Source organism: Bacillus sp. MYb78 (assembly GCF_002975115.1).
Classification (GTDB): Bacteria; Bacillota; Bacilli; order Bacillales; family Bacillaceae_G; genus Bacillus_A; species Bacillus_A cereus.
Window position 1 is genome coordinate 94,612 of the sequence record NZ_PCOB01000016.1, and the last position, 23,885, is coordinate 118,496.

Below are 23,885 nucleotides of genomic sequence, written 5' to 3' on the forward strand. Positions count from 1 at the left end.
TCCCACACTAATGTATAAGGAGGGGGTTTTATGCCAGAAGTAAGATGTTCTGTTTCCAACTGTTCTTTTTGGGGACAAGGTAACTTTTGTCAAGCAAGTGCAATCATCGTTCAGCCTGATGCAGATGAAACTGGTCAAACTGAAAATGATTCATATACAGCTGCTGTTTTAACAAACGAGACGCTAGAAAGTTCTGTAGCAACGAGTGTAGAGACTTGTTGTCATACATTTAAGCCTAGATATTAACAATTATTCCACCTCATATACGTGAGGTGGTTTTTTCTTTCTCTCTTCTTGTTTACGTCATCTCTAATTCTCCCTATAATAAAGTTAACATTTTTATGAATACGAAGGTGAAATACTATGGCTAAAACAATTGCAGATATCGCCAAATTGGCTGGAGTTGCAAAAAGCACAGTCTCTCGTTACTTAAACGGCGGATATGTAAGTGATAAAACAAAACTTAAAATCGAAGGTATTATTCAGGAAACAAATTTCTCTCCCAATACATTTGCTCAAAGTTTAAAAGCAAAAACAACAAATTTAATTGGTGTCATCATCCCCCGATTAGACTCCTTTGCTACAATGAAAACACTTATCGGGATCGATAAAACATTACAGGAAAATAACTATCAAATGCTTGTAGCAAATGCAAATCAAACAACCGAAACTGAAATACAAGCAATTGAAAACTTTATAAAACAAAAGGTAGCTGGCATTATTTTATTAACAAAAACATTAACGAATGAACATCAAAAAATTATGGCTAATTCAAACATCCCTATTTTATTCGTCGGGCAAGAATATAAAGATCAATATTGCCTCGTTCACGATGATTATGATGCAGCTTATGAGTTAGGGGCATACGTTTTATCGCAAGGCCATCGACATATTGCCTATTTAGGGATAGAAAAATCTGATATTTCTGTTGGAATAAATCGAAAAAATGGTTTTCAAAAAGCAATTGAAAATTTAGAACCGACTTGCAACGTTTCATATTACGAAACAACTTTCCGCATAGAAGATGCCATGAAACAAGTACAACATATTTTAGATAATAATCGCCCAACTCTTATCGTATGTGCTACAGATAACATCGCTCTTGGCGCAATGAAAGTCATTCACTCCCACTCCCTTTCTGTACCAGGTGATATTTCTGTAACAGGATTCGGTGGATATGATATTTCAGAAATGGTACACCCTAGTTTAACGACAATTGCCTTTGACTATGAGTATGCTGGAAAGCTTGCTGCCACTTCTCTTTCACAGCTTGTTGAAAACAAAACTATACCAAAAATATTACACTCTCGTTATACATTAAAAATCCAAGAAAGCGTTGACAAAATATAAAGGCGCTCTATAATAAAATTAAAACCGGTTCCACATTTTAAAAACAGGATTTTCAACATCATTTCCCTGTTTTTTATTTTAACTTATTACGGAACCGGTTCCATAAAAAGAAAATTTATAGTAAGGGGGAATTTTTATGGATATGAAGCAAATTGCAACTCAAGTAATACAGAACATTGGTGGAAAGGAAAACATTGTTCGTGCCACACATTGTGCGACTCGCCTTCGTCTTATATTAAAGGATGATACGAAAATAAACTCTGCAGAAATCGAAAACATCAATGGAGTAAAAGGTGCTTTTGCAACGACCGAGCAATATCAAATTATTTTTGGAACTGGCATAGTAAACAAAGTATATGATGAATTCTCAAAACTAATTGGAATAGCCGAACTAGATTCTACAACATCAAACGATATACCTAAGAAAAAAATGAATCCTATCGCCCGCCTAGCAAAGACACTATCTAATATTTTTGTTCCAATTATTCCAGCTATCGTCGCAAGCGGTTTACTTATGGGTCTACTCGGAATGTTGAAAGCGTTTAAATTAGTTCCTGGAGATCACTCACTTATCCAATTACTTGATATGTTCTCAAGTGCAGCTTTCATCATTTTACCTATTTTAATTGGAGTTAGTGCCGCTAAAGAATTTGGTGGAAACATTTTCTTAGGTGCAGTTGTTGGTGGTATATTAACTCACCCAAACTTAACAAATCCTTGGACTCTTTCAAATGCAAAACCCACTGTTTTACATTTCCTTGGTATGGATATTGATATGATTGGCTATCAAGGTACTGTTTTACCTATTTTATTATGTGTGTATGTTATGAGTACAATTGAAAAAGAACTTCGAAAACGTGTTCCGAACTCTTTAGATTTATTAGTTACACCATTCTTAACAATTATTATAACTGGCTTTTTATCACTTATTATTATCGGACCAATTGGATATAAAATCGGTGACGGCATTACGTACCTTTTAAATACAATTTATCAATTTGCAGGACCAGTAGCTGGACTTATATTCGGTGGATTGTATTCAACAATCGTTCTTACTGGCTTACATCATAGCTTCCACGCTATTGAAGCGGGCTTACTCGCAAATAAAGATATCGGTGTCAATTTCTTACTCCCTATTTGGTCAATGGCGAACGTTGCACAGGGCGGTGCTACTTTAGCTGTCTATTTCAAAACAAAAAACAAAAAAACGAAAGAAATTGCAATTCCAGCAGCAGCTTCAGCATTTTTAGGAATTACAGAACCAGCTATTTTTGGTGTCAATTTAAAACTTGGTAAACCATTTATTGCAGCAGCTATTGGCGGCGCAATTGGAGGCGCTTACGTTGTTTGGATGCAAGTGGCGGCTAATGCATACGGTTTAACAGGTATTCCGATGCTTACAATTGTTGCACCTCTTGGCATGATGAACATGATTCACTATATAATTGGTTTCGCTATTGCAGTTATCACTGCTTTTGTTGCCACATTCATTTTATATAAAGAAAGTAAATAATAACGGGGTGAAAACCTATGTCAAAATATAAAACAATACTGCAATCTAATAAAGACGAATTACATTCTTTATATGAAATTGCAAACCAAGATTCATGGAAACCAATTTATCATATTCACCCAACATTTGGATTAATGAATGATCCTAACGGTGTATCATACTACAATGATGAATATCACGTTTTTTATCAGTGGTATCCATTTGGTCCCATTCATGGAATGAAGCATTGGGGGCATGTGAAGTCAAAAGACCTTATTAACTGGGAGCGTATGCCTGTAGCCATCATCCCTACTGAAAGCTATGAATCACACGGTGCATATTCTGGTAGTGCTATCGTAAAAGATGGCCTTCTTCATTTAATTTATACAGGGAATATAAAAAATCCTGATGATTCCCGTGATGCAAAACAATGTATGGCAACAATGGATTCACAATATACGATGACGAAATATAGTAATAATCCTGTTATTGATATAATTCCTGACGGATATACAAAACATGTACGTGATCCAAAAGTCTGGAAACATAATGATATGTACTATATGTTACTCGGTGCCCAACGTGAAAATAAAACAGGAACTCTATTACTATACAAATCACAAGACCTATACAATTGGCATTTCCAAGGCGAAATTACAACAAATTTAAAAGAATTCGGATTTATGTGGGAATGCCCCGATTACTTCCAATTATCAGGGAAAGATGTACTTCTCTTTTCACCGCAAGGAATTGAAAAAGACGGAGAAAACTTTCACAATGTATACAATGTCGTTTATGCTATAGGCCATTTCGATATTAAAAATTTATATTTCCATGTTGATTCCTATTACGAAGCTGATAAAGGATTCGATTTTTATGCCCCTCAAACTTTAGAAGACTCTACTAGTCGTCGCCTATTGTTTGCTTGGGCAGGATCAAGTGAAATCACATATCCTTCTGATGATTATATGTGGGCTCATTGCCTAACACTTCCACGTGAATTAACATTAGAAGATAACATTTTAAAACAAAAACCAGTTTCAGAATTAACAAAACTACGAACAACAAAAAAACACATTTCAGGAGATATAACAGCTGGATTAAATGTATTATCAACGCTTGATGATGAAGACTCCTATGAATTAATTGTTACACTTAAAACAGAAGATGCAAAGCGTTTTGGTCTTTCTCTCTTCCACAATGAGGAGGAATGTTTCCCCATTACATTTAATCGGGAACAAGGTACTATTTCTATAGACAGGGGCAACTTCTACCATCAATTTGGCGGAGAATATGGATTTGAACGCTGTAAAAAAATCGATATTCAAGATACGATAGAACTACAAATATTTGTAGATAAAAGCATCGTGGAAATTTTCTTATACGATGGTTCAACAGTCTTTACGTCCCGAGTTTTTCCTCGAAAAGACATGAAACATCATATCGCAATCTTTTCAGATGCAAAACTAAACTTTACCATCACACAATATAAGCTGAAAAGAGGGATTGTATGCGAAATGTCTTTTGTATAGGTGAACTATTAATTGATTTTGTGTGCCGAAATACTAACGTTTCTTTAGTAAACGGTTCAGATTTCGAAAAAAAAGCTGGTGGAGCACCCGCTAACGTTGCTGCTGCGATTACAAAATTAGGTGGACACGCTACATTTATGGGGCAAGTAGGAAACGACCCATTTGGTGAGTTTCTTGAACAAACTTTACAGCGTGCGCAAGTCGATACATCCATGCTCATAAAAGATAAACAAACAACACTTGCATTCGTATCCATCGATCAAGATGGCGAACGTGATTTTACTTTTATGCGTGGTGCAGATGGTGAATATCAATTCAATAGCATTGATTTATCAAAAATACAAACGAATGATTTAATACATTTCGGTTCAGCGACAGCTTTACTATCAAGCCCATTAAAAGAAACGTATTTTCAGTTGTTACAATATGCGAAAGATAACGGCCATTTTATTTCTTTTGATCCAAATTATCGAAGTGCACTCATTACAAATACAGAACAATTCTCTCAAGATTGTCTAACCTTTATAAAACATGCACACTTCGTAAAAGTAAGTCAAGAGGAAGCTACTATGCTCTCTAAAGAGAGTGATTTACAACAAGCGGCACTCAAATTATTAAATTATGGCGCAAAAGTAGTAGCTATTACACTTGGAAAAGACGGTACCCTTCTTGCGACAAATGAAGGTCAAACCATTGTCTCTTCTATTTCCATTCAACAAGTCGATACAACTGGTGCTGGTGATGCTTTCGTTGGAGCAATGTTATATCAGATTGCCCAAAGTGAACATACACTTTCGTATCATTTCAAAGACTTAACAGCGTTTATCTCCTTTGCAAATAAAGTAGGCGCTATCACATGTACAAATTACGGTGCAATTGCCTCTCTTCCATCATTAACAGATATAAAAGCATACGATTAATCGTATGCTTTTTTACATTCCTCTCCAAAAATCATGCATAATAAAAAAGTACAAAATAACGAGAACGGCCGTCCCGCATAAGGTAATGCGCCGATATATACTCTTCTCTCCTTCCCTCGCTTTCACAAACGCCCAAATAAATCCAAAGAACAATATTAAATCAACATATGGAACATAAAAAGAAAAGACGAGAAACGCATATAAATACACGATAAATAAACAGGTCGTTACTAAGAAAACTTTAAACGCAAATTCACTTTTCATAATATAACCGCCCCCTATCTGTACTGTATTATATTCAGCAAAATACAATAGTTGCAGTTAAACTCCAAGTATAAATAAGCTACCGTCTATAATACGGTAGCCATTACGGAACATTGTATTTCCGTTTATATATATTACTTAAAATCGAAGAAGGAATTTGCTCGTAACGAATTTTCTCTCCTGTTTCATCTATAATATACGAATTGTTTCCTATATAATATATTCCATCTTTTCGTTTTGAGTACACTGGATATCTTTCATTTGGCAATACAGTTTTTACCTTTGTTAACTGTCCATTTGGTTCTTGCCAATATATATCCGCGCGGTCTACTAACGTAAGTATTCCAATTTGTTCTTTTTCTATTTTTCGACCATTCCAGCTCACAACGCGATAACCAAGCTTATTCGCTTCATATTCGGGGCTCGTATGAAAACGAGAAATGATTACTTTTGTTTGTAATTGTACTCGGTCATATAACCATTGTATATCCCTGTCATGCATACGAATACAGCCATTTGATTCCCTACTTCCAATCGTCCATTCCCGGTTCGTCCCGTGAATCGCATATTCATTCTTATCTAGTCCAAGCCACCTCGTACCGAGAGGGTTATTCGGTGCACCCCCAGCTATTTTTTTTCGATGGTATTCTTTATTTTTAAATTTCGTTATAATACAAAAATTACCTTCAGGCGTAGGTGTACGATCTCTTCCAGTCGTTACTGGAAATGTTTTTGTGTAATTTCCATTCTCAAAAAAAGACAACTGGTTTGTCGTAAGATTCACTAATATTAAATGATCTGTATCAGCAAAAGCACTAACCGGTAGGAAGAAAAATAATAGTAAAACGAAACATACCCTTTTCACCTATATCCCCCCTAGCGCTCACCATAATAATTGTAATTAGCTTTACTTTGCTCTTATAAATGAAAACTATCCATTTACAATAACGCCCCCATTTACATGTATCATTTGTCCAGTAACATAAGAAGAATCACCAGACGCTAAATATACGTATGCCGGCGCTAACTCATATGGTTGACCAGGCCGTTGCATCGGGACATTGCTCCCAAACTGAGAGACTTTCTTCTCATCAAAGCTCGATGGAATAAGCGGTGTCCAAATCGGTCCTGGTGCAACACCATTTACCCGAATCCCTTTTTGGACTAACGATTGAGAAAGTGATCTTGTAAAAGCTACGATTGCTCCTTTCGTTGCGGAATAATCAATTAACGTTTCATTTCCTTCATATGCAACGATAGATGCCGTATTTATAATGACATCCCCTTTCTTCAAATGAGAAAGGGCTGCTTTCGTAACGTGAAAATAAGAAAAAATATTAATACGAAATGTTTTTTCTAGCTGTTCTGCTGTAATATACTCTAGCCCTTGCTGCGGATATTGCTGCGCGACATTATTTACTAAAACCTGTAAACTACCTAGCTGCTGGACGGTCTCTTGAACAACCTCTTTACAATGCTGTTCATCACTTAAATCACCCGGCAACAATACACACTTTACACCTTCTTTCTCAACATATTGCTTCGTCTCATTAGCATCTTCTTCCTCATCTAAATAAGCAATCGCAATATTTGCTCCCTCTTTCGCAAAAGCGATGGAAACAGCTCGTCCAATCCCACTATCTCCCCCTGTAATTAATACATTCTTTCCTTTTAACTTTTCGCTACCTTTATAATTTGAATCTTCAAACTGCGGAAGTGGATTCATTAATGATTCAATACCAGGCTGTTTATTTTGATGTTGCGCTGGCATTGTTACAAAGTTTTTTTGCTGTGGCATAGCTTCTTTCAACTCCTTTTCCTTATAATGTGCATAATAAAAACTGAAATTCACACATCAAGTTACGATTAATATTCGAATTTAAGACACAAAATATGAATTGTTGTAAACTTTTTATACAAAACTATTGCAAAATAGTTAAAAAACGAATATTATATATAACTGTTGTGAAAATTATTCGTAAACAGAAAGGATGTTTATATGTTTAACCTTTCAAAACATAAAACTTCTATTAAAACTGAAATTATGGCAGGTATTATTACCTTCTTAACAATGGCATATATCATTGTCGTAAACCCAGTCATCCTTGGGGATGCAGGTGTTCCATTTGAACAAGCATTTACAGCAACAATTATCGCTGCTGTTGTCGGAACATTATTTATGGCAATCTTTACAAACTTACCAATCGCAATCGCGCCAGGTATGGGATTAAATGCTTACTTCTCTTACTCTGTTGTAAAAGCTCATGAAGGCATGACTTTCGCAATTGCATTCTCTGCTGTATTCGTAGCAGGTATGATTTTAATTTTGTTATCATTCACATCTTTCCGTACAAAATTAATGGAAGCAATTCCTGAAAACTTAAAACATGCAATTACTGCTGGTATCGGTCTTTTCATCGCCTTTATCGGTTTACGTTTAACAGGTATCGTTACAAAAAATGATGCAAACTTAGTTGGACTTGGTGATCTTCACTCTGCTCCAGTTCTACTAGCATTGGCTGGGCTTGGAATTACTATTGTTCTTATGTCTTTAAATGTAAATGGCGCACTATTTATTGGTATGCTATTAACTGGTATTATCGCTTTCTTCACAGGACAGTTAACATTCTCAAACGGTGTTACATCAATGCCTGGATTACCAGAAGGAATTATCGTTTCAAATCCAATTACTGCTGTATCTGATGTAATTAACTACGGATTGTACGGCGTTGTATTTTCATTCTTCCTTGTTACATTATTTGATACAACAGGTACATTACTTGGGGTAGCTCAACAAGGTGGATTTATGAAAGACGGAAAACTCCCGAAAGCTGGACGAGCTCTTCTATCTGACTCATTTTCAGCAACAATCGGTTCTATGTTCGGAACAACACCATCAACAGCTTACATTGAATCATCTGCTGGTGTTGCAGCTGGTGGTCGTACTGGTTTAACAACTGTTACAGTAGCTGTTCTGTTCGCACTAGCAGCATTCTTCGGACCATTAGTAAGTGCTGTTTCTGGTGTATCAGCTATTACTGCACCATCATTAATTATTGTTGGTAGTCTTATGATGGGTTCAGTTCGCCACATCGATTGGGACTCATTTGATGAAGCATTCCCAGCATTCTTAGTAATCTTAAGCATGCCGCTTACATCAAGTATCGCAACAGGTATCGCACTTGGATTTATTTCATACCCACTTATGAAAGTGGCAAAAGGTAAATTCCGTGCTGTTCACCCACTTGTATATGTATTTGGAATTTTGTTTGCTTATCAATTGATATTCTTACCACATTAAAAAAGTAGAGCATCGAAATCCGATGCTCTACTTTTCTTTTATAACAATCATTCAAACTATAAAGGCACCTCCAAAATATGAAGGAGCTTATAACCTTTTAATACTTCTCTTCTACCTGTAATTCTTTACTATACTTTTGAATGAACACTGATGAAATAACCATTACTATGCCCACACTAAAACCAATAAGTTGATCTAATAACATTTCATCATGAATAAACCAGCGAAGTAAAAATACACCCCCAAAAATAAGCATCATGATAAATCCAGTATGTCTAAGCCCTTTATATACATTTTCCATATGTATCACCTCTCCACATACTTTTATCCATATTATACCATATTCTAAAAACGTGTATAACCAACATTCGGTATTGAAACCAATAATAAAAAGACTGCAGAGAACTCCATCTCCACAGCCTAATATTTATTTTTGCAAAAACGCCTGCAAATCTGCAAATTGTCTCTTTGCATCTTCATAGCCTTGCTCGTATAAATTTTGTAGTTTTGCTGTATCTTTTTCCATACGATCTACTTGAAGCGGCACTTCTGGGCGAATAACAAATAAATTACCAGCTTGCTCTTCTTTTTCAATATAGTGAAGTGTTTCATTATACACTTCATAACGATTCAACATCGTGTTAACAAGATTCGGATATTTTTTATAAGCTTTCCCTGCAATCCATCCGAATTTTGATTTTTTCTTCGCGTAACCATGATTTCTCGTTAAAATAACGACTGATTTTTTAAATCCATCTTCCTGTGCCTTACGAACTGGAATTGGATCAGAAATCCCGCCATCTAATAACTGCTTACCACGATAATTTACTACTGGTGCAATGAAAGGCAATGAACTAGACGCTTGTAATAAATTTAGTGCATCATCATTCGTTCCTTCTTTCTCAAAATAAACAGATTGTCCTGTTTCACAATCCGTCGTTCCTACAAGGAAACGTTCTGGGCTATTAAAGTATGTTTCAAAATCAAACGGAACATGCTTTTCTGGAATTTCATGAAAAATGAAATCCATATCAAATAGCTGACGTTTTCTCCATAAGTTTTTATACGACAAATATTTCGGATGTGATGCATAATCAATATTGACCGTTTTATTTCTATTTCTTTGTCTGGAAAGATACGACGCTGCATGACAAGCACCAGCTGATACACCGATTACATATGGAAAATATAAATCTTGTTCCATAAAGTATTCTAATATCCCACCCGTATATACACCACGCATACCGCCGCCTTCTAATACTAACCCCGTATTTTCAAGCATGTTACTCTCTCCTCTATATATATTGACTCTTTAATTATTCACCATGTTAAGTATCTTTTTCTATTATATATGAGTTCTTTCAGAAATTATATTTAAAAGACTTGAGAAAAAGGAGTTTTTTCTTCCAATTATATTTCCAAATGATCGGAGACATCCTTTATAAACCTTTGAATAAAGTCTTGCTCTTCTTTCGTATATCCATCTAAAAGTAACAACCACTTTTCTTCAGCTTGCTTATGCAATTTTTCATGAGCTTTATATATTTCATTGCCGCTTTCCGTTAAGCTGAAGAAGATTTCTTTTTGATTATCTAACATTTGCATCTTCTCAACGAATTGCTTTTGAAACAACTTCGTACAAATTTTAGAGATTGCTCCCTTCGTCATGCCCATTTCTGTCGTAATTGCCGTTACATTCATCAAACCATTTTTTCCGATACATTCGATTACATGTAACTCAGATAAAGACATACTACTTACACCTGTCTCATAAAGAAACTTCTCGTTTTGTCGTTTTAAATGTTCTTCTTTTTTATGCAAAAGTGTACGAATGTCCGACAGTATTTCCATTTGCTTCGTTGCATGCTTCAATCCGTTCGCCTCCTAAGTTTCCAAAGAAACAATTTAACTATATACCATTTTAAAATTATTTTTTCATCTTTACAAGTGAGAAAATCATGTTAAAATAAATTTAGTTTCCAAGGAAACTAAAATACAAGGAGGTTAACAAGATGAAAAAATCTAAACTAACTTTCATTTTATATGTTGTCTGTATTAGTGCCTTACTCGGTTCCTTCGCTCAAAATATTTACACACCTATCTTACCGATGATTCAAAATTCTTTTCACACTTCTCTTTATCTTGTAAATGTAACAGTTTCACTTTTCACATTCATTCTTGCAATTATGCAGCTCGTATATGGACCTTTAATTGATACAAAAGGGAGAAAATCTGTCCTTATCCCTAGTTTAGTCATTAGTACAATTGGTTCAATCGGATGTGCTTTTTCGGCAAACATTTATTTATTTCTCTTTTTTAGAGCTGTTCAAGCTATAGGAATAGCGGCTATACCTGTAGTTTCAGCAACGATTATCGGCGATTTATTTGAAGGAAAAGAACGCGGAGAAGCGATGAGCCTATACCAAATGTTACTTGCCCTCGCACCTGCAATGGCTCCTCTCATAGGTGGATTTCTTGGCAGTATAAATGGTCACTTATCTGTATTTCTCTTTTTATCTACACTTGGCATTATCTTATTAATTATAAACATTTCACTACTTCCAGAAACAAAGCCAAATGTAATTAAGCAGCCTAAAGCACAAAAGAATTACTCTCTTATCTTAAAAAATAAAACTGGATTTTCTATTACTCTTATTGGCTTCATTCAATTTTGTATTTACTTTTGCTTTCTCGTTTTTTTACCGAGCATTTTAGCAAATTCATTTCATCTAGCTGCAAGTGAAATTGGTCTTATGTTTGTACCAATGTCTCTTTCTATCATGCTAGGAAGTTTTTGCTACAAGTTTTTGCAAAAACGCCTCACAACAAAGCAAACTTTATTTATTACGAGTTACTTCAATATTATATGTGTCTTTTTATTCTCTTTCATATATAACATCAATATCCCATTCATCATTATCGTTACATCTTTGTACGGTTTTAGTATGGGACTTTCTATGCCAATTCACACTACTTTATTAACAGAAGAATTCGTGCAAGAACGTGCAACAGCTATCGGTATGTACAACTTCATCCGCTATCTTGGTATGGGCACAGGGCCACTTATAGGTGGATTTCTTTTATTTAACCAAAATTACTTTTGGATTTTCTTCCTAGGCGCAATTATGTTTTTACTTGTAATCTTATATGCAATGAAAATGCTAAGTTTTCATTCTGTACAAAAAGCAAAATAGAGCCCCCAAAAAGGTCGGCTCTATTTATCCTCTTTGATCCGCAACAATATGAATATCAATATACTTTGTTTGTCTCATAATTTCATTTACAATAGAGCCTTTTCGTATTTCTTCCCACCTTGTTCTAGCCGATTGTCCAAGTAAAATTTGCGTCACCTGTAATCTTTTTGCCACTTCAATAATAACATCTGCTGGCTTTCTTCCCTTTGCTTCTTCTAATACAAAACTTGCATCAAATTGATTCGTTAGCAACTTCCACTCTTCAATCGTCTGCTTTTTTCCAGCTGAAATAGAATCTATATTTTCCCTCTCAACGTTTAATACGTACAATTCAGCGTTTAACCGATCAGCCATGCGCCATCCCCGTCTTATTAATTTCTCCGCTGTTGAACTGTATTGTACACAAACAAGAATTTTTTCTTTTACGCCAATTGGTTCTATTACTGTTTGGCTAATTTTCTCGTCCATATCATCGGCAACCTCGCGAAGTGATAATTCCCTAAGTGCCCCTAAATTATTAAGCGTAAAGAAATTTTGTAAACTTTGCTGAATTTTTTCTTCTTTATATATCTTTCCGTCTATTAGTCTCTTCCTTAATACCTCGGGCGTTGCATCAACGAGCTGAATTTCATTTGCTTTTTGTAAAATAAAATCTGGAATTCGTTCTCTTACTTTTACATTCGTAATTTGAGCTACAATATCATGAACACTTTCTAAATGTTGAATATTAAAAGCTGATAATACCGATATACCAGCCTCTAACAATTCCTGCACATCCATATAACGTTTTTTATGCTTAGAACCAGGAACATTACTATGCGCAAGTTCATCCACTACGACTACTTGCGGCGCGCGTTTTTTTATTCCTTCCACATCAAGCTCATAAAATACCTTTCCTTTATACTGTATTTCTTTCAAAGGAACTTTTTCTAAATCAGCAATTGCTTCTTCCGTCTCTTTTCTTCCATGCGTTTCAATTAAACCAATTACAATATCAATTCCATCTTTTTTCATTTCCCTTGCATCAAAGAGCATTTTATAACTTTTTCCTACGCCTGGAGCTGCTCCTACATATAGCTTTAACTTTCCGCGATTTTGCTGACGAATATATTCTAAATATTCCTCTGGCGTTCGCCTTTGAAACTTCGGTTCATAATCATCTGCATACAAAATAAACACTACCTTTCATTCGAAACAACGCTACCTCAATCCGTTAGATTGAGGTAGCGTTGTTTCTATTTCATTAATTCCTGTAATGCCAAATTTAGCTTTAAGACGTTCACTCGATCTTCTCCAAATAAACCAAGCGCAGCACCTTCTGTTTGATCTTTAATCAATTGATTAAGTTTTTCTTTCGGAATATTCGTTAATTTCGATATGCGATCCACCTGCACAGAAGCTGCCTTCGGACTAATGTCAGGATCAAGCCCTGAACCTGAATTTGTCACTAAATCAATCGGTACTTCTGTAACTGGAACGCTCGGATTTTGTTTCTTCCACTCTTCAATACTTTTCTCTACTCGTTTCTCTAAATCTGGATTAGATGGTGCATAGTTATTTGAACCAGATGCTTCTGCCTTATATTCAATACTAGAAACACGCCCTTGAAAATAACGTGGATCCGTGAAGTTTTGCCCGATTAATTTAGAACCAATCACTTCATTTTTATCATTATATATTAGACTTCCATCCGCATTATCCTTCATCACTGCTTGTGCAATACCAGTAACAATAAGTGGGTATACAAGTCCACACAACACTAGAAATGTAAAAGTAATACGGATAATTGGTGATAGTATACTTTGTTTCTTTTCCATCTTTTTCCCCTCTTCCTTATATGAACAAACCGACAATTATATCAATTACTTTAATTCCAATGAACGGAACGATAACTCCGCCAAGCCCATAAATAAGTAAGTTTCGGCTAAGCAATGCATTAGAACTCATCGGTTTATATGCAATACCTTTCATCGCTAACGGAATGAGTAATGGAATAATAACAGCGTTAAATATTAATGCTGATAAAATCGCTGACAGTGGTGATGTTAATTTCATAATGTTCAATGCTTCCATTTGCGGAATCGCAAGTGTAAACATCGCTGGAATAATCGCAAAATATTTCGCTATATCATTCGCAATACTAAACGTCGTTAACGCACCTCGGGTCATTAACAATTGCTTACCAATTCCTACAACCTCAATAATTTTCGTTGGATTCGAGTCTAAATCAATCATATTCGCTGCTTCTTTCGCAGCTGTCGTACCACTATTCATCGCTAATCCAACGTCAGCCTGTGCTAATGCCGGAGCATCATTTGTACCATCACCTGTCATCGCTACAAGTTTCCCTTTATCTTGCTCTGCTTTAATAACCGCAATTTTATCTTCTGGTTTACACTCGGCAACGAATTCATCTACTCCAGCTTCTTTTGCAATCGTTGCTGCTGTTAACGGATTATCACCTGTACACATAACCGTTTTAATCCCCATTTGGCGCAACTGTTCAAAACGCTCACGCATACCCGGTTTTACTGTATCCTTTAAATAAATTAAACCGTAAATACGATTATCTACTGCAACTACAAGTGGTGTTCCGCCCTCTTTTGAAATTAAGTCTGCTTTTTGATTTACATCTTTCGGAATTGTTCCACCTTGTGACCCAACCCATTCAATAACAGCACCGACAGCACCTTTTCTCACTTTCGTTCCGTCTTGTAAATCAACACCGCTCATTCTCGTTTCTGCTTTAAACGGAACAAACTCCCCTTGTTCTGCAAGTTCTCTATTATATGATATAGATTTTCCCTGCACATACTCAATAACAGATCGACCTTCTGGTGTTTCATCTAAAACAGAACTAATAGCAGCCCACTTTCCAACTTGCTCAATCGTTTCATTTCCTACAGGCAATAATGTATGAGCCATCCGGTTTCCAAAAGTAATTGTACCTGTTTTATCTAAAATAATTGTATTAATATCGCCCGCAGCTTCTACTGCTTTCCCTGACATCGCTAACACGTTAAATTTTGTCACCCGGTCCATCCCAGCAATACCAATCGCTGATAGCAAACCACCAATTGTCGTTGGAATTAAACATACTAACAATGCTACGAGTACAGCTGTATCAATTTGAAAACCTAAATAATTTGTAAAAATCGGCAACGTCACAACGACGATCAAGAAGATAAGAGTTAAGCTCGTTAATACTGTATTTAAAGCAATCTCATTCGGCGTTTTTTGACGAGCAGCTCCTTCTACTAAAGAAATCATTTTGTCGATAAATGATTCACCAGGATTACTCGTAATGACAATTGTAATTTCATCACTTACCACCATCGTTCCACCTGTTACGGAACAAAAATCACCACCCGCTTCTTTTATTACAGGAGCTGATTCTCCTGTAATTGCAGATTCATCTACAGACGCTAATCCTTTGATTACTTCACCATCATTCGGAATCATTTCTCCTTGTTTTACGATAACAACGTCACCTTTTCTAAGATCAGTTGCTGAAACTTGGACAATGTCTCCATTTTCTTTTACAACATTTGCAAACACATCTTTCTTCGACTGTTTTAAAGAATCGGCTTGCGCTTTACCGCGACCTTCTGCTAATGCTTCTGCAAAATTCGCAAATAAAACTGTAAATAATAGAATAAGAGAAACTGTTATATTAAACCATCCTGGTATACTACTAGAACTGCTTGGAAGAAAAGATAAAATGAACGTAATGATAAACCCAATTTCCACAACAAACATAATCGGATTCTTTATCATGACTTTCGGATTCAATTTCGCAATGGATTGCTTCATCGCATGTGTTACGATATCACGATCCATCGTTTTCGCTTGTCTAACCTCATCTTCTACAGCATGTATTTGTGTCTCATTTACTTGTTTTTCTTTTACTACTACCGGTCTCATCATTTACCCTCCATTACTTCAATGTAAGAAATTCTGCAATTGGTCCGAGTACTAACATCGGGAAAAATGTTAATGCACCGACAATTACAATCGTTCCGATGAAGATGCCACCAAATAAACTATTATCTGTACGGAACGTTCCGACTGTTTCTGGCACTACCGTTTTTTCTTTCAACGAAGCTGCCACAGCTAGCATCGTAATTAAACTGAAGTAGCGTCCTAAAAACATAACTAAACCAGTCGTAATATTCCAAAACGGTGTATTATCTCCTAATCCTTCAAATCCAGATCCGTTATTCGCAGCTGACGATGTATATTCATATACAACTTGTGTTAAACCGTGGAAACCGGAATGAGAAATAGCATCCGTTCCTAAATTTGTTGAAAGAGCTAATGCCGAAAATCCTAAAATGAGCAATGGATGAAATAAAATCGTGACTGCGATTAATTTCATTTCCTTACCTTCAATCTTTTTACCTAAAAACTCTGGTGTCCGTCCAACCATTAACCCAGATATAAACACCGCGATAATTGCATACATAATAATGTTTACAAAGCCTGCTCCAACTCCGCCATACACTGTATTTAACATCATATTTACGAGGGGAACTAGACCACCAATTGGTGTTAACGTATCATGCATCGTATTAACAGCGCCTGTTTCAGCAGCTGTCGTTACTGTTGCGTATAGTGAAGAAAATACTGTTCCAAATCGTACTTCTTTCCCTTCTGTACTTCCTTGTACATGTTCGATACCCATTCCATTTAATGCCGGGTTCCCGTTTAGTTCAAATGTCGTAATCGTTATAAACCCTAGTAAAAATACCATAAATAGTGACACGAAAAGGATGCGGCCTTGTTTTTTATTTCCGACCATTCGTCCGTACGTAAATGGAAGTGCTGTTGGTAATAACATCATAAGCATCATTTGCAAAATATTACTCATTTGTCCTGGATTTTCGAAAGGATGCGTAGAGTTTGCTCCGAAAAATCCACCGCCGTTATTTCCAAGTTCCTTAATGGAAACGAATGATGCAACAGGTCCACGTAAAATACTTTGCTTTGCACCTTCAATCGTTTGTGCTGTAACCGCCCCATCTAACGTTTGTGGTACACCAAGTGCGACAAAAACTAGTGCCGCAATAAATGCGATAGGAAGAAACACTCTCGTTAACGCTCTCGTAAAATCAACGAAAAAGTTACCAAGTTCTTTTCCAGCAAGTCCTCTTATAAAAGCCATAACGAGCGCTAATGTCGTTGCTGGTGCCGCAAACATTAAAAATGTAATTCCGATTAATTGTGATAAATAAGATAAACCATTTTCACCGCTATAATGCTGTAAGTTTGTATCAGCCATAAAACTAATTGCTGTATTAAAAGCGAGCGTAGGCTCCATCCCTTCAATATGCGCTGGATTTAATGGCAGCACACCTTGTAATCTGAAAATGAAGTATACGACAACGATCATAAATCCATTTAATAAAACTAATGATAATGCGTACTGTTTCCACGTTTGATTGTATGCTTTTACACCCGTAATTTTAAAAATAAGTTTTTCAAAAGGCCCGAATACTTTATCTAACGTTTTGCTACCTTGAAAAGCTTTTTCTAAATAAATCCCCGTTGGCTTTGCTACTAAAATAAACAAGAGCATTGTAATAATGACTGCAACCCAAATCATAATGAATGATTCCCCCTAATTAAAACTTCTCTGGATTTAATAATGCATACACTAAATACACTGTAATTGCTGCGACAATAACCGATAAGACAATCATCATGATTGCTTTCCTTCTTTCACAACTTTATCTGACCAACTTGCAAGACTTGCCATCGATGCAACTAATAAAATAAAAATCCCGACCATTACAACATCTAACATAACTATCCCTCTCTTTTTGTTAAAATTTACCATTTAAATATTAAAAAAGAACACTGAGCTCTACTCAGTGTTCAAAAAATGAACAACAAAAAGTAAACCTCCTCTCTAAACGCTTACGAGGTTAGCTGTCGGATTCGGGCCTAAAGAGTAGCCCTACTTTCAAAACTGAAAGATTCACCCCAAGTGACGATGCACAAAATTGGTTCCCCCGCTCCATTTCTGGAACTCAGCGATTTTAGGTTTTTTTGGAAATTTTATGAATGATTTATGAGAGTAAATATACTCCTCTATATTTCACTTGTAAAGGGGTAAATTACTGAAAATAATAATATTTACATTCATTTAAACGCTTACATTGAAGATTATTACTGTTATTTCATCTATTTTCTTTATTTCTCTTTTCTTTTCTTAAAAATGACCTTTTAAATATGAAATAAAAAGAGCGAATGACATGAAGTGCATAGCTTGTTGCACTCAGCATTCGCTCTTTTTTATTCAACCTTTATTCCCCTCGTAAAAATGCACGTAAATTTCTCCCACGAATATAAACTTGTGTCAATTCTGCATGTAGCTGCTCATACTCGGTAATATCCATCTCTAAATACAAAGCATCTTTTGATGGTAATATAATATATGGCCCTGGAAAAAGGGGATCAATCTGGACCAATTCTTGAACTCGCTCTACCGATACTGCCCAACGATTTGCTATATCTCCAAGTAATAGTACCTTCATCATTTCTTCCCCCGCCCTATTCAAAAAATAAAAAAGAAATATTATCACAATTTGTAAACACGACAAACTTAGCTCCAATTGTTTCATAGAGCCTCGCTGGATATCGTTTATTCCTTGTAACAACAGTAATAGGTGCTTGAAAAGAAAAACGAATGTGTTCTGTGAAGAAACTAACGATTGGAAGCTCATCCCCTAGTAAAATGACCTTCTTAATACACTCACAAATACTAGTAAAATCCTGCTCCTTACTACAACTATAAGTCCAATCAAACCCACAATTCCTAACTTCAGCCGCTACCTCTTCATTTGCTGTAAAAATAACTAACTCATGTTGAAATGCAACTAGATCTCTTAAACTATTTACCTTACTTTCTTCTCCAACACAAATAAGTGTTAGTTCCATGTACCTCATCCTCCTTAGTATAAAAGAAATCAAACATAGATTGATATTCCCCTATACTAATCAGATCGATGAAGTGATGTATCCATCATGGCACCGTCCTCTCTCAAGACGCTTACGAAGTTAGCTGTCGGATTCGGGCTTTGAGAGTAGCCCTACTTTCAAATTTGAAAGATTCACCCCTAGTGACACTGCACAAATTGGTTCCTCCGCTCCATATAATTGGACTCAGCGTTTACAAAAAAATATATTCTGGCTGATATATTACTCCTGTATTTTGAAAAAGTAAACAGAAAAAAAGCCAGTTATAAAACTGGCTTTTCACTTATCTATACACGCGTTCTATTCACTTTATACGCAAAATGATTCGTCGGTCCATGACCACTACCAATATTCAATGGCTCTTCAATTGCTATACTAATAAATCGTTTTGCTTCTTGAACAGCATCTTCAATTGAGTATCCTTTCGCAAGTCCTGCTGTAACCGCTGAAGCAAATGTGCACCCACTTCCGTGCGTTTGCTTTGAAGGAATTCGCTCGCTTCTAAACTCAATAAATTCTTCTCCATCAAAGAGGAAATCAATTACTTCATTACCTTGATATTCTGCATGTCCGCCCTTCATAAGCACATATTTAGCACCTAATTTGTGCAATACTTTTGCAGCTTCCTTACTATCTTCAACGTTATGAATCTCCATCCCAGTTAACACTTCTGCTTCTGGAACATTCGGTGTTATAACGGTTGCTACTGGTAATAAATATTCTTTTAATGCATGAACTGCTTCTTGCTGTAATAATGATGCACCGCCTTTTGCGATCATAACGGGATCTAGCACAATATTATTCCAGCCAAATTTTTCAATTTGTTCTGCAACAATTTGAATTATTTCACTACTAAATAACATTCCTAGTTTCACTGCATCTGGTGTTAAATCCGTACCAATTGAATTCAGCTGTTCTGTAATACCTTCTAACGGAACAGGATATACCCCTTGAACGCCAAGCGTGTTTTGAGCAGTAATTGCCGTAATAGCCGTCATTCCGTATACACCAAGCTCTTGGAATGTTTTTAAATCTGCCTGAATTCCAGCACCGCCGCCGCTATCAGACCCTGCAATTGTTAAAGCTTTATTCACTTTCATCCCACTCATCCTTTTCTATCCAAAATAGCGATGATAAATCGTTTTTGCTTCGCTTATATCTTTCGTTCCATGTACGAGCACACGGCCATCTTTAAAGGCGACTAACCTCTTGTCTTCAACAGAAAATGATAGTAAATATGGATTTACATTTAAATCATTCACGCGACCTTCCAGCAACTCTTTATATTGTTCAAAATTCATTTCCTCTTTATGAGGTGGTCTAATTTGAACTGTATTTCGCCCGCATAAAACTGCTGTTTTTGATGTGTTCTCTTTATTTAAATACGGATATAATGCATTCTCTCCGCATGAAGAACAATTATGCTGGCGAAGCTTTTGCACATTCATACATGAATACTCATTCTTCCACATATCAAACGATACAAGCCCATCTCGAAGTGATTCGTAATCTTCTACTAACAGTTTAAGAGCTTCTGTTACTTGATGAGAAACGACAAGAGATACAGCAGGTGATATAATACCCGCTGTATCACATGTTGCCCCGCCAAGCGGAATCGACTGCAATAAACATGATAAACATGGTGTTTTACTAGGAATGATTGTGTAAGAAAGACCGTAACTACCTACACATGCACCGTAAATCCATGGAATAGAATATTTTTGTGCTATATCATTCACAATAAAGCGTGTTTCGAAATTATCAGTCGCATCAATAATTACATCAACGTTTGTAACAAGTTCTTCTAGCTCTTCAGCTGTTACATCTTGAACGAGAGCTTTTATTGTTACATCGCTATTAATCTCTTCTAAACGTTTTTTAGCCGCTATAGCTTTTGGGAGATTATTCTTTACGTCGCTCTCTGCATACAATTGTTGTCTTTGTAAATTACTCCAATCTACATAATCACGGTCAACAATTGTTATCTTGCCAACACCCGCTCTTACAAACATCTCTGCATTTGCACTACCTAATGCACCTGCACCGATAATAAGTACATGCTTTTCTCTTATCTTTTGCTGCCCTTCTGCTCCAATTGGAGAAAATAGTTCTTGGCGAGAATATCGATTATTCAACTACGCTCATTCCTTCTAAAGGACTACTTGCAGTTGCACAGCGCTTACGTGCAATACGACCTGCTTCAAATCCTAAACGTCCTGCTTCAATACTTAGTTTCATTGCCTGTGCCATTTTAATAGGATCTTTTGCTCCTGATACAGCTGTATTTAATAACACGCCATCTGCTCCTAATTCCATTGCAAATGCCGCATCAGCTGGGCTACCAATACCAGCATCAACGATAACTGGTACTGTCGCTTGTTCAATAATGAAGCCCAAATTTAATGGATTTACAATACCAAGTCCTGATCCGATTGGAGATGCTCCTGGCATAATCGCATGCACGCCAAGCTCTTGTAATTTACGTGCTAATACAACATCATCAGATGTGTACGGAAGTACGATAAATCCTTCTTCCAGTAACATTTCAGATGCCTTTAACGTTTCTACCGGATCCGGTAATAACGTTCTATCATCACCAATAACTTCTACCTTTATCATGTCACAAAGCCCAGAAGCTTTTGCTAATTTTGCAATACGAACAGCCTCTTCAGCGTTTTTTGCCCCTGCTGTATTTGGTAATAACGTATATTTTTTCACATCAAGTTTCTCTAATAAATTAGGTTGCTTTGCATCAAAGATATCCATACGACGTACTGCAAACGTTAAAATTTCAGCTTCAGAAACGTCAATTGCCTTTTGCTGTACGTCAAAATCAGGGAATTTACCTGTTCCTAATAACAGTCTAGAACGAAATGAAAATGGTCCAATGTTTAACATAATCAACCGCCTCCTACGAAAGTTACAATCTCAATTTGATCTCCATCAAAAACAGATGTATCTGTATGATCATCTTTTTGTAAAATATCTTTATTACGCTCTACTACAACAATTCTGTTATCTAGTTCTAAATGTGTAAGTAGCTCAGCTACTGTTTTTACACTCGCTGGCACTTCAATTTGGTTACCATTAATTTTTAAATTCAAACTTCCATCCCCTTTCTAAACTCTTCTAGAAAGCAATGAATCTAGCAAATAATTCTCTTGCTTTCCTTCAATTAAATCCGCCATATATTGGCCAGAAATAGGACTTAATAAAATACCGTTTCGATAATGGCCCGTGCAAGCATATAAACCTTTTATTTCTTCATGCTCTCCCATATAAGGAGCTTCATGGTTCGATTGTGGTCTTAATCCTGCCCACGTGCTTTCCCATTCTGCTTCTTTTAAAGCTGGCAATATTGTATAAGCACGCTCTAATATAGAAGTTATACTTTCTGGCTGCACAGTTTTATTGAACGTATGGTGCTTCATTGTTGCCCCAATTACGTAACGTCCACCGCGCTTTGGAGTAATGTAAAATCTTTCTTGAAAAATAGGTGCTTTTAAAAGTTGTTTTCTACTTCTTACCGCAACCACTTCTCCTTTAACTGGATATGTCCCCCAATCGTAGTGAAAATAACTGAGTAACTTCGTGCTCCATGAACCTCCTGCAATAACGACTTTCTCACATGTGACAATACCTTCACTTGTAATAACTCCAGTCACTTTATTATTTTCAATACGAATATCAAACACTTCTGTCTGTTCATATATATCAGCACCTGACATTGCCGCAGAATGTGCGAATGCTTTCGTAAGCTCTGGTGCAATAACATGACCGTCTTTCGGATAATATACTGCTCCTATAATAGATTCGGATAGATACGGCTCTTTTTCCCGCACATGGTCTCCCGTTAGAAAATAGGAATCTTCACCTGTTTTTTGCTGCCAATCCATAATGTGAAGAATTCTTTCCTTCTCATCTTCATTTTGAGCAATACGATAAATTCCCTTTTCTTCATATCCAATATCAATACCCGTCTTTTCACGTAAAACTGCTGCAAGTTGTGGAAATATAGCTCGGCTTTCTCTAGCAAGTTCAAATAGCGGATCATACGCATCCCATTCTGCCTGAACACCAAGTAGACCAGCAGCTGCTTTTGAAGCTTCCGATGCAATTCTTTGCTTCTCTACAATCGCTACTTTATGTCCTCTTTCTGCTAGAAAATGTGCAACTGAACTACCAATTACACCACCACCAATAATCGCTACATCATACTTCTCACACATGTTTTTCCGCCCACTTTCTTATTGATTCCTTATAAGATTTCGCTTTGCTATACGGGTCACTACTACTTACAATTCCGGACATAACTGCTATACCGCTTACACCGTTAGTAAGGACATCCACTGCGTTTTCTGGAGTAATTCCTCCAATTGCTGTAATCGGTATAGATAAACATCTTGCAATGTCAGAAATTTCTTCAAGCCCTCTCGCTGGCACACCTTTTTTACAATCTGTCGGAAATACATGACCATAAACGAGTGAATCCGCTCCATTTTTAAATGCTACTATCGCTTCATCTAGCGAATGCACAGAATAACCGACATGCAAATACGAAAACTTTTCTTTCACTGACTTTACATCTGTGCTTCGATACCCTAGTTGAACACGAGGAATATTTAATAAAATTGCAATATCAATTCGATCATTTATGACAATTTTAGAAGCCGGAAAGCCTTCCATTAAAAGACTTTCCACACCTTCATATAACTCCTTCGTACTCTTCTCACGCTCACGAATATGCAAATAATCAATCTCACTCTCAATTTGCATCGCTACATTCACTAACTCTTCGAATGGCATATGGCCATTTGAGATTACGTGGAGCTCATTTTTCATATTCATTCG

Annotated in this window: 27 protein-coding genes and 2 riboswitches; of the genes, 7 read left to right on the forward strand and 20 right to left on the reverse strand. The window is 36.3% G+C overall.

All coding sequences use genetic code 11. The annotated features are described in order from the left end of the window. Positions 1-30: 30 nt before the first annotated feature. The 5 genes from CQ064_RS24330 (at position 31) to CQ064_RS24350 (ending at position 5,294) form a co-directional block, all read left to right on the forward strand. Positions 31-246 (forward strand): DUF1540 domain-containing protein, encoded by a 216-nt coding sequence (locus CQ064_RS24330; protein ID WP_001115482.1) that lies wholly within the window; start codon positions 31-33, stop codon positions 244-246. Between the two features lie 117 nt (positions 247-363). Then, a complete protein-coding gene (locus tag CQ064_RS24335) occupies positions 364-1,350 on the forward strand; it encodes a LacI family DNA-binding transcriptional regulator (RefSeq protein WP_001140397.1) in 987 nt (328 codons plus the stop codon). 136 nt (positions 1,351-1,486) lie between these two features. Next, the gene (locus CQ064_RS24340; RefSeq protein ID WP_000367322.1) at positions 1,487-2,863 is read left to right on the forward strand and encodes a sucrose-specific PTS transporter subunit IIBC; all 1,377 of its coding nucleotides are present in this window, start codon (positions 1,487-1,489) and stop codon (positions 2,861-2,863) included. Between the two features lie 17 nt (positions 2,864-2,880). Next, positions 2,881-4,374 (forward strand): beta-fructofuranosidase, encoded by a 1,494-nt coding sequence (scrB, locus tag CQ064_RS24345; RefSeq protein ID WP_000049753.1) that lies wholly within the window; start codon positions 2,881-2,883, stop codon positions 4,372-4,374. Further along, complete coding sequence (locus CQ064_RS24350; RefSeq protein ID WP_001246642.1) at positions 4,353-5,294, forward strand: carbohydrate kinase family protein; 942 nt, start codon at positions 4,353-4,355, stop codon at positions 5,292-5,294. Before scrB ends, CQ064_RS24350 begins: the two co-directional genes overlap by 22 nt. Positions 5,295-5,306: 12 nt before the next feature. On the opposite strand, the gene CQ064_RS24355 is transcribed toward CQ064_RS24350, so the two are convergent. From CQ064_RS24355 to CQ064_RS24365, 3 genes are all read right to left on the reverse strand, one after another. Then, complete coding sequence (locus CQ064_RS24355) at positions 5,307-5,558, reverse strand: hypothetical protein (RefSeq protein ID WP_000834195.1); 252 nt, start codon at positions 5,556-5,558, stop codon at positions 5,307-5,309. Between the two features lie 103 nt (positions 5,559-5,661). Then, positions 5,662-6,423 (reverse strand): L,D-transpeptidase, encoded by a 762-nt coding sequence (locus CQ064_RS24360; RefSeq protein WP_000831960.1) that lies wholly within the window; start codon positions 6,421-6,423, stop codon positions 5,662-5,664. Positions 6,424-6,489: 66 nt separating this feature from the next. Continuing rightward, positions 6,490-7,356, reverse strand: a complete 867-nt coding sequence (locus CQ064_RS24365) for an SDR family oxidoreductase (protein WP_001136292.1) — start codon at positions 7,354-7,356, stop codon at positions 6,490-6,492. Positions 7,357-7,557: 201 nt separating this feature from the next. Here CQ064_RS24365 and CQ064_RS24370 point away from each other — a divergent pair, with 201 nt between their 5' ends. Further along, positions 7,558-8,859 (forward strand): NCS2 family permease, encoded by a 1,302-nt coding sequence (locus tag CQ064_RS24370; RefSeq protein ID WP_000482716.1) that lies wholly within the window; start codon positions 7,558-7,560, stop codon positions 8,857-8,859. A gap of 97 nt (positions 8,860-8,956) precedes the next feature. Here CQ064_RS24370 and CQ064_RS24375 read toward each other — a convergent pair whose 3' ends face one another. The 3 genes from CQ064_RS24375 to CQ064_RS24385 all read right to left on the reverse strand — a co-directional run bounded on the left by CQ064_RS24375 (position 8,957) and on the right by CQ064_RS24385 (position 10,731). After that, a complete protein-coding gene (locus CQ064_RS24375; protein WP_000432810.1) occupies positions 8,957-9,160 on the reverse strand; it encodes a hypothetical protein in 204 nt (67 codons plus the stop codon). A 126-nt stretch (positions 9,161-9,286) separates the two neighbouring features. Beyond that, the gene (locus CQ064_RS24380) at positions 9,287-10,141 is read right to left on the reverse strand and encodes a patatin-like phospholipase family protein (RefSeq protein WP_000892676.1); all 855 of its coding nucleotides are present in this window, start codon (positions 10,139-10,141) and stop codon (positions 9,287-9,289) included. Between the two features lie 128 nt (positions 10,142-10,269). Beyond that, positions 10,270-10,731 (reverse strand): MarR family transcriptional regulator, encoded by a 462-nt coding sequence (locus CQ064_RS24385; RefSeq protein ID WP_000679682.1) that lies wholly within the window; start codon positions 10,729-10,731, stop codon positions 10,270-10,272. Between the two features lie 140 nt (positions 10,732-10,871). Between CQ064_RS24385 and CQ064_RS24390 the strand changes: the two genes are divergently transcribed. Continuing rightward, the gene (locus CQ064_RS24390; RefSeq protein ID WP_000748717.1) at positions 10,872-12,053 is read left to right on the forward strand and encodes an MFS transporter; all 1,182 of its coding nucleotides are present in this window, start codon (positions 10,872-10,874) and stop codon (positions 12,051-12,053) included. 24 nt (positions 12,054-12,077) lie between these two features. Here CQ064_RS24390 and kdpDN read toward each other — a convergent pair whose 3' ends face one another. The 14 genes from kdpDN to tenI all read right to left on the reverse strand — a co-directional run bounded on the left by kdpDN (position 12,078) and on the right by tenI (position 23,876). After that, on the reverse strand, positions 12,078-13,232 hold the full coding sequence (gene kdpDN / locus CQ064_RS24395) for a KdpD-like non-kinase potassium sensor (protein ID WP_003269552.1): 1,155 nt from the start codon (positions 13,230-13,232) through the stop codon (positions 12,078-12,080). A 56-nt stretch (positions 13,233-13,288) separates the two neighbouring features. After that, a complete protein-coding gene (gene kdpC, locus CQ064_RS24400) occupies positions 13,289-13,870 on the reverse strand; it encodes a K(+)-transporting ATPase subunit C (RefSeq protein WP_000412606.1) in 582 nt (193 codons plus the stop codon). A gap of 16 nt (positions 13,871-13,886) precedes the next feature. After that, on the reverse strand, positions 13,887-15,977 hold the full coding sequence (gene kdpB, locus CQ064_RS24405) for a potassium-transporting ATPase subunit KdpB (protein ID WP_001248009.1): 2,091 nt from the start codon (positions 15,975-15,977) through the stop codon (positions 13,887-13,889). A 13-nt stretch (positions 15,978-15,990) separates the two neighbouring features. Beyond that, positions 15,991-17,658, reverse strand: a complete 1,668-nt coding sequence (kdpA, locus tag CQ064_RS24410) for a potassium-transporting ATPase subunit KdpA (RefSeq protein WP_000638329.1) — start codon at positions 17,656-17,658, stop codon at positions 15,991-15,993. A 19-nt stretch (positions 17,659-17,677) separates the two neighbouring features. Further along, the gene (gene kdpF / locus CQ064_RS24415) at positions 17,678-17,758 is read right to left on the reverse strand and encodes a K(+)-transporting ATPase subunit F (protein WP_000973728.1); all 81 of its coding nucleotides are present in this window, start codon (positions 17,756-17,758) and stop codon (positions 17,678-17,680) included. After that, on the reverse strand, positions 17,755-17,859 hold the full coding sequence (locus CQ064_RS24420) for a SipW-dependent-type signal peptide-containing protein (protein WP_000887894.1): 105 nt from the start codon (positions 17,857-17,859) through the stop codon (positions 17,755-17,757). The genes kdpF and CQ064_RS24420 overlap by 4 nt, the downstream gene beginning before the upstream one ends. A 96-nt stretch (positions 17,860-17,955) precedes the next feature. Further along, positions 17,956-18,101: riboswitch (cyclic di-AMP (ydaO/yuaA leader) on the reverse strand. Positions 18,102-18,361: 260 nt separating this feature from the next. Further along, entirely contained in the window at positions 18,362-18,595 is a 234-nt protein-coding gene (locus CQ064_RS24430) for a hypothetical protein (protein WP_002025339.1), read from the reverse strand. A gap of 13 nt (positions 18,596-18,608) precedes the next feature. Beyond that, positions 18,609-18,995 carry a hypothetical protein gene (locus CQ064_RS24435; protein ID WP_000424087.1) on the reverse strand — a complete coding sequence of 129 codons (387 nt, stop codon included), beginning with the start codon at positions 18,993-18,995 and terminating at the stop codon, positions 18,609-18,611. Between the two features lie 93 nt (positions 18,996-19,088). Then, a riboswitch (cyclic di-AMP (ydaO/yuaA leader) is annotated at positions 19,089-19,236 on the reverse strand. 85 nt (positions 19,237-19,321) lie between these two features. After that, positions 19,322-20,134 (reverse strand): bifunctional hydroxymethylpyrimidine kinase/phosphomethylpyrimidine kinase, encoded by an 813-nt coding sequence (gene thiD / locus CQ064_RS24440; RefSeq protein WP_000867368.1) that lies wholly within the window; start codon positions 20,132-20,134, stop codon positions 19,322-19,324. Positions 20,135-20,149: 15 nt separating this feature from the next. Beyond that, positions 20,150-21,169, reverse strand: coding sequence for a thiazole biosynthesis adenylyltransferase ThiF (gene thiF, locus CQ064_RS24445; RefSeq protein ID WP_001065409.1), 1,020 nt, complete (start codon positions 21,167-21,169; stop codon positions 20,150-20,152). Beyond that, on the reverse strand, positions 21,162-21,932 hold the full coding sequence (thiG, locus tag CQ064_RS24450) for a thiazole synthase (protein ID WP_000932005.1): 771 nt from the start codon (positions 21,930-21,932) through the stop codon (positions 21,162-21,164). The genes thiF and thiG overlap by 8 nt, the downstream gene beginning before the upstream one ends. Positions 21,933-21,934: 2 nt before the next feature. Beyond that, a complete protein-coding gene (gene thiS, locus CQ064_RS24455; protein ID WP_001049502.1) occupies positions 21,935-22,138 on the reverse strand; it encodes a sulfur carrier protein ThiS in 204 nt (67 codons plus the stop codon). A gap of 15 nt (positions 22,139-22,153) precedes the next feature. Continuing rightward, positions 22,154-23,263: a glycine oxidase ThiO gene (thiO, locus tag CQ064_RS24460; RefSeq protein ID WP_000333302.1), complete on the reverse strand. Its 1,110-nt coding sequence runs from the start codon at positions 23,261-23,263 to the stop codon at positions 22,154-22,156. After that, complete coding sequence (gene tenI / locus CQ064_RS24465; RefSeq protein ID WP_000787167.1) at positions 23,256-23,876, reverse strand: thiazole tautomerase TenI; 621 nt, start codon at positions 23,874-23,876, stop codon at positions 23,256-23,258. The genes thiO and tenI overlap by 8 nt, the downstream gene beginning before the upstream one ends. Between the last annotated feature and the right edge of the window lie 9 nt (positions 23,877-23,885).

Bases quoted from the DNA above. Each gene is read 5' to 3' on its own strand.
- CQ064_RS24390 (WP_000748717.1), top strand. From the start codon at position 10,872: ATGAAAAAATCTAAACTAACTTTCATTTTATATGTTGTCTGTATTAGT.
- kdpC (WP_000412606.1), bottom strand. From the start codon at position 13,870: ATGGAAAAGAAACAAAGTATACTATCACCAATTATCCGTATTACTTTT.
- thiG (WP_000932005.1), bottom strand. From the start codon at position 21,932: ATGTTAAACATTGGACCATTTTCATTTCGTTCTAGACTGTTATTAGGA.
- CQ064_RS24355 (WP_000834195.1), bottom strand. From the start codon at position 5,558: ATGAAAAGTGAATTTGCGTTTAAAGTTTTCTTAGTAACGACCTGTTTA.
- CQ064_RS24330 (WP_001115482.1), top strand. From the start codon at position 31: ATGCCAGAAGTAAGATGTTCTGTTTCCAACTGTTCTTTTTGGGGACAA.
- CQ064_RS24375 (WP_000432810.1), bottom strand. From the start codon at position 9,160: ATGGAAAATGTATATAAAGGGCTTAGACATACTGGATTTATCATGATG.
- kdpF (WP_000973728.1), bottom strand. From the start codon at position 17,758: ATGATGATTGTCTTATCGGTTATTGTCGCAGCAATTACAGTGTATTTA.
- CQ064_RS24430 (WP_002025339.1), bottom strand. From the start codon at position 18,595: ATGATGAAGGTACTATTACTTGGAGATATAGCAAATCGTTGGGCAGTA.
- CQ064_RS24335 (WP_001140397.1), top strand. From the start codon at position 364: ATGGCTAAAACAATTGCAGATATCGCCAAATTGGCTGGAGTTGCAAAA.
- CQ064_RS24370 (WP_000482716.1), top strand. From the start codon at position 7,558: ATGTTTAACCTTTCAAAACATAAAACTTCTATTAAAACTGAAATTATG.
- CQ064_RS24435 (WP_000424087.1), bottom strand. From the start codon at position 18,995: ATGGAACTAACACTTATTTGTGTTGGAGAAGAAAGTAAGGTAAATAGT.
- tenI (WP_000787167.1), bottom strand. From the start codon at position 23,876: ATGAAAAATGAGCTCCACGTAATCTCAAATGGCCATATGCCATTCGAA.
- CQ064_RS24365 (WP_001136292.1), bottom strand. From the start codon at position 7,356: ATGCCACAGCAAAAAAACTTTGTAACAATGCCAGCGCAACATCAAAAT.
- thiO (WP_000333302.1), bottom strand. From the start codon at position 23,263: ATGTGTGAGAAGTATGATGTAGCGATTATTGGTGGTGGTGTAATTGGT.
- kdpA (WP_000638329.1), bottom strand. From the start codon at position 17,658: ATGATTTGGGTTGCAGTCATTATTACAATGCTCTTGTTTATTTTAGTA.
- kdpB (WP_001248009.1), bottom strand. From the start codon at position 15,977: ATGAGACCGGTAGTAGTAAAAGAAAAACAAGTAAATGAGACACAAATA.
- CQ064_RS24340 (WP_000367322.1), top strand. From the start codon at position 1,487: ATGGATATGAAGCAAATTGCAACTCAAGTAATACAGAACATTGGTGGA.
- CQ064_RS24380 (WP_000892676.1), bottom strand. From the start codon at position 10,141: ATGCTTGAAAATACGGGGTTAGTATTAGAAGGCGGCGGTATGCGTGGT.
- CQ064_RS24420 (WP_000887894.1), bottom strand. From the start codon at position 17,859: ATGTTAGATGTTGTAATGGTCGGGATTTTTATTTTATTAGTTGCATCG.
- CQ064_RS24350 (WP_001246642.1), top strand. From the start codon at position 4,353: ATGCGAAATGTCTTTTGTATAGGTGAACTATTAATTGATTTTGTGTGC.
- scrB (WP_000049753.1), top strand. From the start codon at position 2,881: ATGTCAAAATATAAAACAATACTGCAATCTAATAAAGACGAATTACAT.
- thiD (WP_000867368.1), bottom strand. From the start codon at position 20,134: ATGAAAGTGAATAAAGCTTTAACAATTGCAGGGTCTGATAGCGGCGGC.